The sequence below is a fragment of the Mycobacterium numidiamassiliense genome (assembly GCF_900157365.1).
Classification (GTDB): Bacteria; Actinomycetota; Actinomycetes; order Mycobacteriales; family Mycobacteriaceae; genus Mycobacterium; species Mycobacterium numidiamassiliense.
In genome coordinates this window covers 3361448-3377745 of the sequence record NZ_FUEZ01000004.1, presented here as the reverse complement: position 1 = coordinate 3377745, position 16298 = coordinate 3361448, and the positions used below count along the sequence as shown (strand labels likewise).

General features: G+C 65.4%; 11 protein-coding genes, 1 pseudogene and 1 riboswitch. Of the genes and pseudogenes, 11 read left to right on the top strand and 1 reads right to left on the bottom strand.

Annotated elements, in window-relative coordinates; all coding sequences use genetic code 11:
* The first annotated feature begins 10 nt into the window (after window positions 1–10).
* From eccE to MNAB215_RS24455, 11 genes and pseudogenes are all read left to right on the top strand, one after another.
* Window positions 11–1210 (top strand): type VII secretion protein EccE, encoded by a 1200-nt coding sequence (eccE, locus tag MNAB215_RS24515; RefSeq protein ID WP_077081096.1) that lies wholly within the window; start codon window positions 11–13, stop codon window positions 1208–1210.
* The gene (gene eccA / locus MNAB215_RS24510) at window positions 1207–3036 is read left to right on the top strand and encodes a type VII secretion AAA-ATPase EccA (protein WP_077081095.1); all 1830 of its coding nucleotides are present in this window, start codon (window positions 1207–1209) and stop codon (window positions 3034–3036) included. The genes eccE and eccA overlap by 4 nt, the downstream gene beginning before the upstream one ends.
* Before the next feature lie 389 nt (window positions 3037–3425).
* A pseudogene (locus MNAB215_RS24505) lies at window positions 3426–4600 on the top strand (PPE family protein).
* A gap of 715 nt (window positions 4601–5315) precedes the next feature.
* Complete coding sequence (locus MNAB215_RS24495) at window positions 5316–6590, top strand: PPE family protein (RefSeq protein WP_077081094.1); 1275 nt, start codon at window positions 5316–5318, stop codon at window positions 6588–6590.
* A 98-nt stretch (window positions 6591–6688) separates the two neighbouring features.
* Window positions 6689–6865, top strand: a riboswitch (M-box (ykoK) riboswitch).
* A 390-nt stretch (window positions 6866–7255) separates the two neighbouring features.
* On the top strand, window positions 7256–8329 hold the full coding sequence (locus MNAB215_RS30595) for a PPE family protein (protein WP_108637696.1): 1074 nt from the start codon (window positions 7256–7258) through the stop codon (window positions 8327–8329).
* Window positions 8330–8432: 103 nt separating this feature from the next.
* Window positions 8433–9695 carry a PPE family protein gene (locus MNAB215_RS24480; RefSeq protein ID WP_281253345.1) on the top strand — a complete coding sequence of 421 codons (1263 nt, stop codon included), beginning with the start codon at window positions 8433–8435 and terminating at the stop codon, window positions 9693–9695.
* Between the two features lie 1049 nt (window positions 9696–10744).
* Window positions 10745–11983: a PPE family protein gene (locus MNAB215_RS24475; RefSeq protein ID WP_077081092.1), complete on the top strand. Its 1239-nt coding sequence runs from the start codon at window positions 10745–10747 to the stop codon at window positions 11981–11983.
* 85 nt (window positions 11984–12068) lie between these two features.
* Entirely contained in the window at window positions 12069–13457 is a 1389-nt protein-coding gene (locus tag MNAB215_RS24470; RefSeq protein WP_077081091.1) for a PPE family protein, read from the top strand.
* Between the two features lie 93 nt (window positions 13458–13550).
* Window positions 13551–13874: a DUF732 domain-containing protein gene (locus MNAB215_RS24465; protein WP_077081090.1), complete on the top strand. Its 324-nt coding sequence runs from the start codon at window positions 13551–13553 to the stop codon at window positions 13872–13874.
* Window positions 13875–13907: 33 nt separating this feature from the next.
* A complete protein-coding gene (locus tag MNAB215_RS24460) occupies window positions 13908–14243 on the top strand; it encodes a DUF732 domain-containing protein (RefSeq protein ID WP_077081089.1) in 336 nt (111 codons plus the stop codon).
* Window positions 14244–14388: 145 nt separating this feature from the next.
* A complete protein-coding gene (locus MNAB215_RS24455; RefSeq protein WP_077081088.1) occupies window positions 14389–15096 on the top strand; it encodes an MgtC/SapB family protein in 708 nt (235 codons plus the stop codon).
* Here the strand turns inward: MNAB215_RS24455 and MNAB215_RS24450 are convergent.
* Window positions 15093–16289, bottom strand: a complete 1197-nt coding sequence (locus MNAB215_RS24450) for an NAD(P)/FAD-dependent oxidoreductase (RefSeq protein WP_077081087.1) — start codon at window positions 16287–16289, stop codon at window positions 15093–15095. The two genes, MNAB215_RS24455 and MNAB215_RS24450, sit on opposite strands and share 4 nt — an antisense overlap.
* Window positions 16290–16298: the final 9 nt, after the last annotated feature.

Sequence of the window (16298 nt, the reverse complement as noted above, 5' to 3'; positions counted from 1 at the left end):
CAGTAAAGCAATGAAGGCTCAACGCAGTTTTGGGTTGGCTCTGTCGTGGTCGCGGTTGACCACGGTGTTTCTCGTCGACATCGTGATCTTGCTGATCGCCAGTCACTGCCCCGACTCGTGGCAGGGCGACAAGCACATCGCGTGGTGGGTCGGGGTTGGCCTCGCGGCGATCATCACGCTGTTGTCGTTGGTGACCCACCACGGCCTCACGATGACGTCCGGACTGGCCGGGTGGCTGTGGGACTGGTCCGCCGATCCGCGCACCACGTTGGCCGCGGGATGCACGCCCGCGCTCGACTTCCAGCGCCGATACGGCCGCGACAAGGTCGGGGTGCGCGAGTACGAAGGCCGCCTGGTCACGGTAATCGCCGTGGACGGCGGCGAGGACGAAGGGGCTTCGCGCCATCGCCAACGCGCCGCGCAGGCGCCCAGTTTGCTGGTGCAGTCGGTGGCCGCCGGGCTGCGCCAATTCGATGTCCACCTCGACGGCATCGACATCGTCTCGGTGCAGGTTCGCCGCGGTGGCAATGCCGCCGAACTGTCAAAACTCGACAGGTTGGGTCCTGAAGAGTGGGAGTTGAAGAGTGATCAGCCCGCGTCGTATGTGCGGCGCACCTGGTTGGTGCTCAGGATGAACCCGCAGGTCAACGTCGCGGCGGTGGCGGCCCGTGATTCCCTGGCTTCCACCCTGGTCGCGGCCACCGAGCGGCTGGCTCAAGACATCGACGGTCACGGCTGCGCCGCTCGGGCATTGACCGCCGAGGAGATATCCGAGGTCGACGGCGCCGTGCTCGCCGATCTTGAACCCACCTGGAGCCGCCCCGGCTGGCGCTACCTCAAACACTTCAACGGGTTTGCGACCAGCTTCTGGCTGACACCGACGGACATCACCACCGAGACAGTGGACGAGCTGTGGCTGCCCGACACCGATGCGACCGTGCTCACCATCCGGCTCACCAACGACGATGGGCGGCCCCAGGTGGCCGGCTGGGTCCGCTACCACAGCGACAGCAAGCTGCCGCGGGGGTTGTCGGGTGGACTCAACCGGCTCACCGGCCGGCAGTTGGCCGCGGTCCGCGCCAGCCTGCCCGCCCCGACGACTCGGCCGCTGTTGATCGTGCCGACCCGGGAGTTGTTCGCGGACGACTACTTGGTGTTGCAGGTAAGCCAGGTGCGGGAAGGCGCTGAGCGGTCTTCCGCCGCGCAATGAGCCGCCCACAGTCGAGCGCTGAGGACGCCCGTAACGCGTTGCTCGCCGGCCTGCTGGCGTCGGGCATCTCGGTCAACGGGCTACAGCCCAGCCACAACCCGCAGGTGGCATCGCAGATGTTCACCACGGCCACCAGCCTTGACCCGGACATGTGTGATGCATGGTTGGCACGGATCCTGGCCGGCGATCACAGCATCGACGTGCTTTCCCGGGCCTGGGCGACGACGCGGACGTTCGGGTGGGAAACCCGCCGGCTCGGCGTCACGGATCTGCAGTTCCGGCCCGAAGTCTCCGACGGGATGTTTCTGCGACTGTCGGTGACCACCGTGGAGGCGCTCGCGTGCGGCTACGCCGCCGTGCTGGCCGAGGCGAAACGCTACGAGGAAGCCGCGAAACTGCTCGATGGCGTCGAGCCACGGCATCCGTTCGACGAGGAGCTGATCGCTTACGTCCGCGGCATCCTGTATTTCCGCACCGGACGATGGCCGGACGTGCTCACGCAGTTCCCCGAGGGGAAGACCTGGCGCAACCCCGAACTCAAGGCCGCGGGCGCGGCGATGGCAACAACCGCGCTGGCGTCGCTGGGGGTCTTCGAGGAAGCCATCCGGCGCGGCCAGGACGCCATCGAGGCCGACCGGGTACCGGGCGCGGCCAACATCGCGTTGTACACCCAGGGCATGTGCCAGCGACACCTCGGACGCGAGGAGGAGGCCGTCGAACTCTTGCGGCGTGTGTACTCGCGGGATCCCAAGTTCACCCCCGCCCGCGAGGCGCTGGACAACCCCAACTTTCGGCTGGTCCTGACCGACCCCGAAACGATCGAGGCCCGCACCGACCCGTGGGACCCGGACAGCGCGCCGACGCGCGAACAGGCCGAGGCAGCACGTCACGCCGAGGAGGCCGCGAAGTACCTCGCGGAAGGTGACGCCGAGCTCAACGCGATGTTGGGCATGGAGAAAGCCAAGCGGGAAATCAAGCTCATCAAGTCGACGACCAAGGTGAACCTGGCGCGGGCCAAGATGGGCCTGCCGGTGCCGGTGACGTCGCGCCACATGCTGTTGCTCGGCCCGCCGGGAACCGGCAAGACATCGGTCGCGCGGGCTTTCAGCAAGCAGCTGTGCGGGTTGACGGTGTTGCGCAAACCGCTGGTGGTGGAGACCAGCCGTACCAAGCTGTTGGGCCGATTCATGGCCGACGCGGAGAAGAACACCGAAGAGATGCTCGAGGAAGCGTTGGGCGGGGCGGTGTTCTTCGACGAGATGCACACCCTGCACGAGAAGGGCTACCAGCAGGGCGACCCGTACGGCAACGCCATCATCAACACACTGCTGCTGTACATGGAGAACCATCGCGACGAACTAGTGGTGTTCGGCGCGGGATACGCCAAGGCGATGGACAAGATGCTGGAAGTGAATCAGGGTCTGCGGCGGCGCTTTTCGACGGTGATCGAATTCTTCAGCTACACGCCGCCAGAGCTGGTCGCGCTGACGAAACTGATGGGCAAGGAGAACCAGGACATCATCAGTGATGAGTCGGCCGAGGCGCTCCTGCCGTCGTACACCAACTTCTATCTCGACGAAACCCTTTCGGAAGACGGCGATCTGATTCGCGGCATCGACACCCTCGGCAATGCGGGCTTCGTACGCAATGTGGTGGAAAAGGCACGCGACCACCGCAGTTTTCGGCTGGACGACGAGGACCTCGACGCGGTGTTGTCCAGCGACCTCACCGAGTTCGACGAGCATCAACTGCTCCGATTCACGGAACTGACCGCCGACGACCTTGCCGAGGGCCTCAGCGCGGCCGTGGCGGAGAAGAAGTCATAGTATTTCGCGCGGCGTTTCAGGCGCATCTGACTAGACCAATGGCTTAGCGCCAGAACTGAATTCTTCGGCACCCCTTTAGAAGCTGGACGCCGGGTTAACACGCGCTCACAAGAAATGCGCAACGGAGATTCGGCTACCCACGCCAACTCGCGTAAGTTACATTGCAATGACAAACGTAATCTGGGCGTTACAGCCAAGCGGTTGAGGGGAAATTCCGATGAGCGCGCCACTTCATCCTGCCGAAAGCACCGGCTGTGCGGCGCTGGATCGGGTGGGAGCGCGGCGACCGGCGAAGTATTTGCCGTGATCGCAACACAATTCACGAGTCATTCACGTCGATTTTGGGCTGTCCGGCCACCAACACCATCGCGCCCCTTAGGAGGGGAGCGATGAGTGGTGGGTTGGATTTTGGGTTGTTGCCGCCTGAGGTGAATTCGGCGCGGATGTATGCCGGGGCGGGTTCGGGTCCGATGTTGGTGGCGGCCTCGGCGTGGAAGGCGTTGGCTGCTGAATTGCGGTCGACGGCGTTGTCGTATCACGCGGTGCTGTCGGGATTGACCGACCAGGAATGGCATGGCCCGAGCTCGGCGGCGATGACCGAAGCAGCCACCCCGTATGTGGCCTGGATGAACACCACCGCCGCCCAGGCCGAACAGACCGCCAGCCAAGCCGAAGCCGCCGCCGCGGCCTACCAAAGCGCCTACGCGGCCACCGTGCCCCCGGCTCAGGTCAGCGCCAACCGCGCCCTGCTGACCAAGCTCGTCTCCACCAACACCCTCGGTCAAAACACCCCGGCCATCGCGGCCACCGAAGCCCAATACTCCGATATGTGGGCCCAAGACGCCGCCGCGATGTATGGCTACGCCGGATCCTCAGCCCAGGCCACCCGCCTGACCTCATTCAGCACACCCCAACCCATCACCAGCCCCGAGGCGGCCACCGACCAAACCACCGCGCTGACCCAAGCCGCGGGCAGCGCGGCCGGCACCGGACAAAACACCCTCTCCCAGCTGGTCACCGCCACCCCCAACACCCTGCAAACCCTGGCCACCCCCTCGACCCTGCTCTCCAATGACCTCGGCGGCTGGAACCCGTTCGCCGCCGGATCAGCCAGCGACACCACCGGCCTCAACGGCGTGCTCAACTCGCTGTTCGGCACCAACACCGCCTTCGGACAATTCCTCAACGCCAACATCTGGAACACCATCTTCTCCTCCGGCTTCTACATGCCCGGCAACTTCTTAGGCACCGCCGCCGACTTCATGAGCCAGGCCAACCAAGGCGGCACCAGCGCCGCCGAAGGCGCAGCCGGAGCCGCCACCGGCGCCGCCGAAGGAGCCGCCGCAGGAGCCAGCCAAGGCGCCGCCGCCGCAGGCGGGGCCATCTCCGCGGCCACCGGCAACGCCCCCATCGTCGGCCCCCCCCTGTCTCCCCACCACCAGCCATCGCCGCCGGCATGCCCGGGGTCCCCCTTGGCGCCATGGGCGCCAACGGCATGAGCCGCGCCGCACCCCAATACGGCTTCCGCCCCACCTTCGTCGCCCGCCCACCCTCAGCCGGATAACCGCCGCGGCAATGGACGCCGCATAGCGATTTATTGCGTCGGCAATGGCCGCCTTTGGACGACGCGCGACGCGCGAATCCTCACGGCGAAACGGGACGCTGAACACGAAGATCGGCCCATTCCACGGCGAATTATTTGTGTCGTCTATGTGTTAAGCCGGACGACATGCAGCGCCGCGGGGGACTGGTTACGCTGCGGTGATTCGAAGATCTAACGAGGGGGTGCGACGCCCGGCGAATTCCGGCGGGTGACCGCGTCCAATTTGTGCAATGACAGCACCCCGCGCCTGCACGCGACGGGAGGTGGGGCGGACGACCGACAGTGCATGTACGTAATCGATGACAGTAACTTTTCCGATCCGGTCGCGCGCTTTCCCGCCGTCTGTATCGGCTGGCGCCGAGTACCTGATACACGCTGCGCGATGATGCGTACGCGCTGTCAGTAACACCTGACACCGCCATGGCGGCTGTGGCCTAGCCGGGTCGGACTATCCCATAAGGAGAAGTCCGATGTTTTCTGTTCAACAGTGGGGCGGCTCGGCCACGCCCGCTGATAGCGGCGTCGCGCCCGGAAAGGTGTCCGGTTTCGCCGCAAGGCAATTCACGATGCAATTGCGACTGTGTCGGCATGCAAGCGCTCACGTCGCCGCTCCCGCCTGGTCGTCCACGGCCCTCGATGCAACCCCCCTAGACGCGGCCGGTTAGGGGTGTCGGCAATGGATTACGGAGCATTACCGCCGGAGATAAATTCTGCGCGTATGTATTCCGGGCCGGGCTCGGCACCGATGCTGACCGCGGCGGCGGCCTGGGATGGGCTGGCCATGGAGCTCGGCCGGGCAGCATCGTCTTATCAGTCGGTGATTACGGGGCTGGTGAGCGAGGGGTGGTTGGGGCCGACGTCGGCGTCAATGGCAGCCGCGGTGAACCCGTATACGACCTGGATGAGCCTCACCGGGGCCAAAGCTGAGCAGGCCGCAACCCAAGCCGCTGCGGCGGCGGTCGCGTACGAGGCCGCGTTGGCCGCGACCGTGCCTCCGGCCGCTGTCACGGCTAACCGCACTGCGCTGGCAACACTGGTCGCGACCAATTTCCTTGGTATCAACACGCCTGCGATCGCGGCCAACGAGGCGCAGTACAGCGAGATGTGGGCGCAGGACGCGGCAGCCATGTACGGCTATGCCGGCAGCTCGGCGGCCGCGACGCGGATGGCATCGTTCAGCCAGCCGCCGGAGACCACCACACAGACCGGCCAGGCCGACCAAGACGCCAACGTCTCCCAAGTCACCAGCACGTCAGCCGCTTCGGGCACCCAGTCGGCGCTGAGTCAGCTGACTTCCTCGGTTCCCGATGCGCTGCAATCGTTTGCATCTCCGTTGTCGTCTACCCCAGCGAGTTCCTCGTCGTTGACGGCCTCGTCGCTTACCAGCGGCTCCGTCTGGGACTTCCTGAACTCCAACTTCCTCAACGGAATCATTTCTGGTGGCTATATCAACCCCGCCATCGTCGAACCCGCCATCACCGCGTCGATGGCCGACGTCAACGCGGTGGCGCTCGGCGGATCGCCTCAGACGCAAGCGATTCCGCCGATGGGCTCGGGCTCCGGAAATGCCGGGTGGACGCCCATCGCGGGCGCCGGCTTAGGTGGGACGTCACCTGGCGCCACAGGCGTGCCGTTCGGCGACCCGCCATTGGGCGCAACCGGCGTGCCCGGCACTGACGCGTCGATGTTCTCGGCTGGAAGCAACCAGGCCAGGTTCGTCGGACGGCTGTCGGTGCCCGAGGCCTGGACGGTGGCTACCCAGGTTGAGAATCATGCGGGTTCGGCACTCCCCGGTGGCGGTTGGACCAGTACCCCGCTGCCGGAAAGCCCCGCCGCCGTGCCCGGCATGCCAGGTATGCCGGCGGCAAGCACGGCCGGACGCAGCTTCGGCAGTGGACCTCGATACGGATTCCATGTGACCGTCATGCCACGCCCGCCGGCTGCCGGGTGACCCAGTCACCTCAACAGGAGATTTTTGCGACGGTCGTTGTTGCGACCGTCCGGCAACTGGTTTGACTCGCGTGGATCCGGGTGCCAACATGGGTTCGGTATGCACCTCGCTAGGTGAGGCGTCTACACGGATATAGGCCACTGACCTCGAACGTCGAAAGACGCCCAGGGTCAGGACAGCTCTTCCCGGCTTAAGGGTTGGGCCCAAGTGGCTTCCGGCTCGAGATGACCCGGATACGCCGTGTGGTGCCAAAGCTCTGACGAGAGGGGTGCGGTGCCCGGTCCGTCAGCCTGGCATCCCTCCCTGTGTGCGATGTAGCGGCATCCGCGTGTGCCCAGGCCGTGAGGAGGTGAGAGCGAAATGTGTTCTGGCGATAGTCCGTATTCCAGATCAAGGACCATTTCGTTGCAATCCGACCCCGGCAGCTTGTTCACAGTCTGAAACGCCTTAACCCCGAAATAGCCCGCTTTGCAACCGCTTTCGCGGGCATCGGCGTGGGTTTTGGCCACCCAGGCCGTTGGGCTCGGTCTACTTCCATGAGGGGAAGTCCGATGTCATCTAACGACGTATCTACTTTTACCGCAACACAATTCAGCGCCCACGCCACGTTCTATCGAAACGTGGGCAACCGTTGCATGGCAATTCAGGAATAGGGGAGGGGGGCGATGAGTGGTGGGTTGGATTTTGGGTTGTTGCCGCCTGAGGTGAATTCGGCGCGGATGTATGCCGGGGCGGGTTCGGGTCCGATGTTGGTGGCGGCCTCGGCGTGGAAGGCGTTGGCTGCTGAATTGCGGTCGACGGCGTTGTCGTATCACGCGGTGCTGTCGGGATTGACCGACCAGGAATGGCATGGCCCGAGCTCGGCGGCGATGACCGAAGCAGCCACCCCGTATGTGGCCTGGATGAACACCACCGCCGCCCAGGCCGAACAGACCGCCAGCCAAGCCGAAGCCGCCGCCGCGGCCTACCAAAGCGCCTACGCGGCCACCGTGCCCCCGGCTCAGGTCAGCGCCAACCGCGCCCTGCTGACCAAGCTCGTCTCCACCAACACCCTCGGTCAAAACACCCCGGCCATCGCGGCCACCGAAGCCCAATACTCCGATATGTGGGCCCAAGACGCCGCCGCGATGTATGGCTACGCCGGATCCTCAGCCCAGGCCACCCGCCTGACCTCATTCAGCACACCCCAACCCATCACCAGCCCCGAGGCGGCCACCGACCAAACCACCGCGCTGACCCAAGCCGCGGGCAGCGCGGCCGGCACCGGACAAAACACCCTCTCCCAGCTGGTCACCGCCACCCCCAACACCCTGCAAACCCTGGCCACCCCCTCGACCCTGCTCTCCAATGACCTCGGCGGCTGGAACCCGTTCGCCGCCGGATCAGCCAGCGACACCACCGGCCTCAACGGCGTGCTCAACTCGCTGTTCGGCACCAACACCGCCTTCGGACAATTCCTCAACGCCAACATCTGGAACACCATCTTCTCCTCCGGCTTCTACATGCCCGGCAACTTCTTAGGCACCGCCGCCGACTTCATGAGCCAGGCCAACCAAGGCGGCACCAGCGCCGCCGAAGGCGCAGCCGGAGCCGCCACCGGCGCCGCCGAAGGAGCCGCCGCAGGAGCCAGCCAAGGCGCCGCCGCCGCAGGCGGGGCCATCTCCGCGGCCACCGGCAACGCCCCCATCGTCGGCCCCCCCCTGTCTACCTTCGTCGCCCGCCCACCCTCAGCCGGATAACAGTGGTGTTTCACCAGCTGTTTACCGCGAGTTTCAACGGAATCCGCACGATACGAGCGTCGCAGAGGCCACGATCGCGACTAGCTAACGGAGGAGGCCAACGGTGATCCCCGCACTGGATTTCGCTGTGCTTCCACCGGAAGTCAACTCCGGTCGCATGTACTCGGGCGCCGGACCAGGCCCGTTGCTCGCAGCTGCCTCGTCATGGAACGGGATAGCCGCAGAATTGCGCGCCGCTGCGCTGTCCTACGGCTCGGTGCTTTCGGAGCTGACTGAGCGGTGGCAGGGCCCGACATCGGCCGCGATGATTGCAGCCACCACTCCATATGTGGCGTGGCTGAATAGCAGTGCGGCGAGCGCCGAGACGACTGCCGCACAGGCCGGATCCGCCGTGGCCGCCTATGAAGCCGCCTTCGCGGCAACCGTCCCCCCGGCAGTTATCGCCGCCAACCGGACCCGGTTGATGACCTTGATTGCGACCAACTTCCTGGGCCAAAACACTCCGGCGATCGCCGCCACGGAGGCTGAGTACGGAGAAATGTGGGCCCAGGACGCCGGCGCCATGTATGGCTACGCCGCCGCGTCGGCCGTTGCCACCGAACTGACACCGTTCGACGCGCCCGAGCAGACCACGAGCCTGGGCGGGCTGGCGGCCCAGTCCGCGGCGGTTGACCAGGCCGCCGCAACCTCGGCCGGCGCCAGTCAGAGCACGGTGTCACAGCTGGTTGCGGCGGTGCCCAGCGCGTTGCAGGGCCTGGCCACACCCACGGCGGCCGGGACTGGTGTCGCGGGGGCGCTCGACGATCTGGGACTCGACATCTTCGCGCCCGGATCGGCTTCGTCGACCACCGGGCTGGCCGGACTGATGAACGCGATCTTCGGCACCAATACGGCCTTCGGGCAGTTCCTCAACTCGACCATCTTGAACACCATCTTCGCGTCGGCCTTCTTCATGCCAGCCCGCTTTCTGGGGCACGCGACCGACTTCATCAGCCTCAGTCAACAATCCGGTGCGGGGGCGACGGGCGCGGCCGCGGGAGCCGCACCGGGCGCAGCAACCGGCGCAGGTCCGGGTGGCATCGAGGCAATCGGTGGTTCAGTGGCGGTAAATTTGGGCGAAGGAAACGTCCTCGGTCCGCTCTCCGTACCGCCTGGCTGGACCGCCACTGCGCCGGGGCAGAGTCCGCTGTCTCCGGCGCTGGGCGGCGCCCCGATGGCGGCACCCCCTTCCTCGCCGGCCCCGGTGACGGGCAGCACGCCCCCGGTGCCGATGGGGGCCAACATGGGCGCCCGTGGCGAGGGCCGTGCCGTTCCCCAATACGGATTCCGCCCTTCCTTCGTGGCACGCCCGCCCGCGGCCGGCTAGTACCAGACGCTCCTGAGAGCACGTGTCGCGGAATGACCATTCCGCGACGTCCCGGAAACGAAATTTAAGGTCGCTTGTCGGCCTTTGCGTCCTTGACCTGCACAAACTATAGAATTTTTCTCACAGCAAACTGCCAGATGACAATAAGCTACCTAGCAGGAGCCCAGTTTACGTTGGGTGAAATTTAGGAGAGCAGAGCATGGCGGTTTGCTGTCACATAGGCGACTTCGAGGCCCACGGTGAGCCGATGGGCACACGGCCTGCTTCGTTGTATTCGTGCAACCGCCCCGCATCCGCGATGCGCTTGCTACCGGCAACTTGCTGGGGGCGGCGGACGCTCGTCGGCCTGCCCCGAGACCATCACCCTTGAGACCGTAGAAGTAAGACATTTCAAAATCGGGCAGCAACGTCCCAGTAGCAACAGCCATCGCGGAATGCGTCGCTCGCGATACGGGCGACATCGAAAATACAGTCGGTGGACATTTGCGCATCCCGGGCATAATTTTTTAGTCGCTGCAGTTTCGCCAATCATTATTGTTTTTATGGTCCCGAGCACTTTCTGATCTACGTATCAATCATGGCGGGATAGAATCACAGGGTTCGCGGCAATCAAAGGTACGTTAGCCCTTACTTACAGTCGGCAAGGTTGTAGGTGATGCCGGTCCACGCGTAGCCATTACGTCGGTATCGTTGCAGTTCATAGACGTTTCTGCCCGATCTGCGAAGCCATCTCGGGCACTTTTTGCATTTTCTTCACGCCTTAGCGGAGACCGCCTTTACTCACCTGGAAAATTATGTGCTGACAGTTTGTTTTTACATTTCTATTACCTCCATGGAACCTGTTGTACTCAACTTTTGATCACGATGATCCGAGCGCGACAGAGGCCTCCAGTCGGATCCGAAAACTCCTAGGTGTGGAACCTGCTTGTCTTCCGATGCGTCGAACCCAAGAGGAATCCAATGGATTCCATTAGAGCTACGACATGTTTGCGGCCTGAACCGCTAAACCGCACCTACCATGGCGGCCAAATGAAGGACCGGAGGTATAGATGTTTGATTTCGGGGCGCTACCACCGGAGGTCAACTCCGACCGGATGTACGTCGGTGCGGGGTCCGGACCGTTGCTCGCCGCTGCGGCGGCCTGGGACGACCTGGCCGCGGAGTTACAGTCGACCGCGGCGTCATACGGCTCTACCGTTCAGGGCCTGACCGCCGGACAGTGGACGGGTCCGTCGTCGATCGCAGCCGCCGCAGCGGCCGCACCCTATGTCTCGTGGATGAGCGCGACCGGCGCGCAGGCCGAGCAGGCCGCTACTGCCGCCAAAATCGCGGCGGGCGCCTACGAAGCCGCGTTCGCGGCCACGGTGCCGCCGCCCGTCATCACGGCCAATCGCGCCCTGCTTGCGCAGCTCATCGCCACCAACATCCTGGGGCAGAACACCCCGGCAATCGCGGCAACCGAGGCCCACTACGGGGAGATGTGGGCCCAGGATGCCGCCGCGATGTACGGCTATGCGGCGTCCTCGGCAACGGCCGCACAGCTGGCGCCGTTCAACGAGCCACCGAAGACCACGAACGACACCGGCACCGCGGCCCAGGACGAGGCGGTTGCCCAATCCAATACCGTGGCAGGAACGAACACCGCCGCCAAGCTGTCGCAGCTCAGCACTACGTTGCAGCCGGCGGTGCAGTCATCAACGTCGACGAGCACGTCGCTGACCGTGCCACCCGCGGTGACCAACTGGAACACCATCTGGTCGGCCGTCACCGGAGTGTTCTCCCCGCAGTCGTGGTCGACCATCCCCGGCGGGCCGTTCCTGTCCTTCGGCCAGACATACGCCTACGCCCAAAATGGACAGAGCGCCGCTGCCTACCTGGCCGGGCCGAAATTCATCAAGGGCGCCTTGGCGCCGCTGACCAGCGGGCCCAGCGCTGTCCGGGGGATGCTGAGCTCTGCGGTCGGTTCGCCGGTAACGGGGTCGATGGGCAAGGCGGCCCTGGTCAGCAGCATGTCGGTGCCGCAGAGCTGGGCGGAGGCGGCTCCGTCGATCAGGACGCTCGCGCAGGTGCTGCCCGAAAGCCTGGCGGCGGCGCCGGAGGCCGCATTGGCCGGCGAGGGCGGTGTCTTCAGCCAGATGGCGCTGTCGAGCCTTGCCGGCCGCGCCGTCGCAGCTGCCTCGGTCCACTCGTTCAGCGGTCCAGCGACGGCGGCCGCACTGGGCGGTGTCGTCGCCGAAGCCGATCCGGCAGCCGCCACCATCATCGTGATTCCGGTCCTGGAGGACTGACCGCGATGACAGCGATGACGTCCACGACGACGGACAGCCCAGCACAGACCACCCAACCGCAGGCCACCAGGTAAGGGGTATCGACATGTTTTACGGAGCTTTTCCGCCAGAGTTCAACTCGGGCAGGATGTACACCGGCCCTGGATCAGGGTCGATGCTGGCCGCCGCAGCCGCCTGGGACGACCTGGCAACTGAATTGCAGTCCACCGCGTCCTCGTACTCATCGGTCATTTCGGGTCTGACCAGCGAGCCATGGACGGGTCCATCGTCAGTTGCGTTGGCGAGCGCGGTCGCCCCCTACGTGGCCTGGATGCAGCAAACCGCCGCCCAGGCCCACGAGGCCGCGAGCCAAGCGACCGAGGCGGCCAGCGCCTACGAAACGGCGTTCGCCTCGACGGTGCCACCCGGACTTGTGGCGGCCAACCGCAGCTACTTGGCGCAGCTGGTGGCAACGAACATCTTCGGGCAAAACACCTCCGAAATCGCGGCCACCGAAAGCCAATACGGCGAATTCTGGGCCCAAGACGGCGAGGCGATGGACAACTACTTCGCCTCCTCGGCGACTGCCTCCAACAGCCTGGCGGAGTTCAGCCCGGCGCCGCAGACCACCAGCAGTACGGGTACGGCGGCGCAAGCGAGTGCGCTGAGCTTGGTGAGTGGCTCCTCGGCCGGTACGGCCCTGACCACCGCGGCCACCACGCCCAGCGGCTACACCGGACCACTGTCGTGGCTCGCGCAGCTCGCCACGGACTACCAGACCTTTTGGACAAACCTCTTCAACACCGTGCCAGGCGGATCAGCCTTCTATACCGCCTTCTACAACTCCCTCAAAGTGCCGCTCGGCCTGACCACCCAGTACAACGACATCGGGCTGCTGATCAACTTCCCTGTGTCGCAGTGGCTTAAGTTCGCCCCACCGTTCGCCTACGCCGCCCTACCGAAAGATGCCCTAGGAGCCGGGCTCGGAGCGCTGGGCTTCGGCCGGGGCACGCTGTTCGGCGTGGTGACAGGCGGCATGGGCAATGCCGGCACTTTGGTCGACAAGCTGTCAGTGCCGCCGAGCTGGGCCACGGCCACCCCGGCTATCCGGACGGTCGCTGCCGCCCTGTCGGCCGCGGGGCCGGACGCGGTGCCGGCCGCCGCGCTCGGTGAAGGTGGCCTGTTCAGTTCTGCGGGTCTGGCGGGAATGCTAGGCAGCGCGACGGGCGCCGGCGGTCCGACCGTGGTGAAGGCCGGGGTCCGCAACCGCATGTCGTCGCTCAAAGACCTCAAGGACAAGCAGTCGCCGGAGCAGCTCAAGCGGCTCGTCGCGCAGATATCGGAGAAGCCGGAAAGCGTGCAGCATCACAACGTCGACCAGGAAGGTCTCGACGCGCTGCTCGAGCAGCTGGCCAGGAAGCCGGGCATCCACGCGGTGCACCTGAAAAAGGGGGACAAGTCGAAAGTGCTGCCGTCGGAAGCGCAACTGGGCTAGGAGATGTCCAGGATTCGAAAACCTTTGGGGCGCAGCCCCTTCGATGATGCAGCACAAGCAGTAAATTGGCTCGCGATGAGAGAATGGTGAGTTATGAGAACGCTCCTGGCGCTACTTGGCGTTTCCGCGATGATCGGCTTCGCCGTGCCGGCATCTGCCGATCCGCCGCCGGAGCCGGACGGTGACGACGCCGGCTTTCTGGCTGCTTTGCACCAAGCTGGTTTCAGCTTTGCCAGTCCGGGTTCGGCGATCCAGGCCGGTAGGGCGGTGTGCTCGTGCCTGAATAACGGTGAATCCGGCCTCGAGCTGGTTCACGACGTAAAATCCCACAATCCGGGAATGGATATGGAGATGGCATCGAATTTCGCGATAATTTCGGCGAAGTTCTACTGCCCGCACCAGCTCTCCAAGGCCTGACACCGGGCCGATCTCGCGGACGGTGGGAGAGTTGTGAAACCTCTATTGGCGCTACTGAGCCTGTCCGCAGTGATCGGCGTTGCCGCACCCGCGTATGGCGAACCCGGCGCGGGGCCAGACGACGTCGGATTTCTGGCAACCGTGCGCGATGCCGGCATCACCTACAGCAGCCCGGATCGAGCCATCGCATTCGGCAAACAAGTGTGTGGGTGGATCGGCAGCGGTAAACCGGGCCCAGAGGTCGTCCAGAACCTGCAGAGCAACAACCCCGGAATGACCGCCGACCACGCCACCCTGTTCGTAGCGATCTCGGCGAAGTACTACTGCCCGCAACAACTCGGCAACACCTCACGGGCCACGGCCCAGTAGCGCAACATTGCGCGGCGCGGGGATTACCCGGACATGGCCGCGGCGCGACGGGCAAGGCTAACGTCCATCTCACGTTCACCTCCGCGTGGTTAGCTGCCGACCGGCCTGACCGGCACAGGCCCTAGGGGGAAAGGAGCGACATGCCATGCAGACGCTGACCGCCGCCGATTTCGCCATCCGCCTGGCCGTCGGTGTGGGCTGCGGGGCGCTGATCGGATTCGAGCGGCAGTGGCGGGCACGTCGGGCCGGCCTACGCACCAACGCGCTGGTTGCCGCGGGGGCGACCCTGTTCGTGCTGTACTCCGTGGCCACCGAGGACAGCAGCCCGACCAGAGTCGCCTCGTACGTGGTGTCCGGCATCGGGTTCCTCGGCGGCGGGGTGATCCTGCGCGAGGGAGCCAACGTCCGGGGACTCAACACCGCCGCCACCTTGTGGTGCTCCGCGGCGGTCGGCGTGCTGGCCGCGTCCGGACACCTGGTCTTCACGGCGATCGCCACCGGCTCCGTGATCACCATCCACCTGGTGGGGCGCCCGTTGGGCCGGGTGATCGACCGGGACGACTCCGGCGCAGAGGACGAAGGCTTACACCCCTACGTAATACAAGTGGCGTGCCGAGCAAAAACCGAGAAGTATGCCCGCGCCCAGATCGTGCAGTTCGCCAGCAGCAATGGCATGGCGCTGCGCGGCATCCACACGGCTGCGTCCGGAAACGACGAGATCACGCTGACGGTGTACGTGCTCATGGAATCCCATACGCCGGCGCGGCTGGAGAGCTTGGTGGCCGAGCTGTCCCTGCAGTCGGGTGTGCACGGGGTGCAGTGGTATGCGGGGGACCAGGCGCAGACCGGCTAGGGACGGGCTTGGAGTTCGGGTGCGGCCGCGGCCAGCAGGTCGGCGCGGTTGCCGGTCAGCGGCGGGTAGATCCGCCGGGTGTTGATGATCTGCTTGGTGGCCTTGGCCTGCATGCCCTGTGACACCACCGTGCGCTGCCAGCCCTCGGTGTACACCGCCCCGGCCGGTCCAAGATCGAGAACCGTTACATACCAAGGAATCCGAAGGGCCAACATCGGCTCCTCGAGCAGGTCGCTGACGACGTTGTAGCCGGCATAACGACCCATCGGCCGCCCATGCTGACACGACATCACCGACAGGTGCCTGTCGTCCATGCGGGCGGCGGCGACGTCACCCGCGGCGAACACCGCGGGAATTCCCACCACCCGCAGATAGTCGTCGACAGGCAGCCGACCTGCCGCGTCGCGGACCACCGGCAGCTGCTCGGTCAACGGGCTGGCCCGCATGCCGGCGCACCACACCACCGTGGCGGCCTCCAGCTGCTCGCCCGACGACAACAACACCCCACGCTCGCTGACGACGGTGACGTACACTCCAGTTCGGATCTCAATGCCGTTGTCCGACAACGCCTTTACGATCACCGGCAGCGCCGATGCGCCCATGTCGGAGCCGACCTCGTTGCGGTCGACCAGAACCACCCGGCCAGTGATCTGATGACGAGAGAACAACGCGTGCAACCGATTCGGCAGTTCGCAGGCCGTCTCGATGCCGGTCAGCCCGGCGCCGACGACGACCACCGTGGCCGACGCCGGTGTCGCCCGACCGGCCGCCAGTTCCCGCAGGTGCTGTTGCAGCGCGACAGCGCCGTCGTGGGTGTCGACGTCAAAACCGAATTCGCGCAGGCCTTCGACGGCGGGTTTGACCAACTGACTGCCCGACGCCAATACCAGCCGGTCGTAGCAGTAGGTCGTACCGCCTGCTGCGGTGACGGTGCGGGTGTCGGTGTCGATGGCGGTCACCTCGGTGGCGACGTGGGCAACGCCCACCGGGTCGAGCAGATCGGCGAGCGGGATGCGGCTGTCGCTCAAGTCGGCCTCGTAGTTACGCACCCGGATGTCGTGGAACGGCGTCGCGCTCAGCATGGTGATGTCGACCGTGCCCGGCGGTACGGCGAGGTCATCGAGCCGACGGGCGGCGCCCAGCGCTGCCCACAACCCGGCAAATCCGGAGCCGATGACGACCACCGCGGCCACGCACTCACC

Excerpts from the sequence above, each read along its gene's own strand:
- eccE (WP_077081096.1), top strand. The coding sequence starts at position 11 with ATGAAGGCTCAACGCAGTTTTGGGTTGGCTCTGTCGTGGTCGCGGTTG.
- eccA (WP_077081095.1), top strand. The coding sequence starts at position 1,207 with ATGAGCCGCCCACAGTCGAGCGCTGAGGACGCCCGTAACGCGTTGCTC.
- MNAB215_RS24495 (WP_077081094.1), top strand. The coding sequence starts at position 5,316 with ATGGATTACGGAGCATTACCGCCGGAGATAAATTCTGCGCGTATGTAT.
- MNAB215_RS30595 (WP_108637696.1), top strand. The coding sequence starts at position 7,256 with ATGAGTGGTGGGTTGGATTTTGGGTTGTTGCCGCCTGAGGTGAATTCG.
- MNAB215_RS24475 (WP_077081092.1), top strand. The coding sequence starts at position 10,745 with ATGTTTGATTTCGGGGCGCTACCACCGGAGGTCAACTCCGACCGGATG.
- MNAB215_RS24470 (WP_077081091.1), top strand. The coding sequence starts at position 12,069 with ATGTTTTACGGAGCTTTTCCGCCAGAGTTCAACTCGGGCAGGATGTAC.
- MNAB215_RS24465 (WP_077081090.1), top strand. The coding sequence starts at position 13,551 with ATGAGAACGCTCCTGGCGCTACTTGGCGTTTCCGCGATGATCGGCTTC.
- MNAB215_RS24455 (WP_077081088.1), top strand. The coding sequence starts at position 14,389 with ATGCAGACGCTGACCGCCGCCGATTTCGCCATCCGCCTGGCCGTCGGT.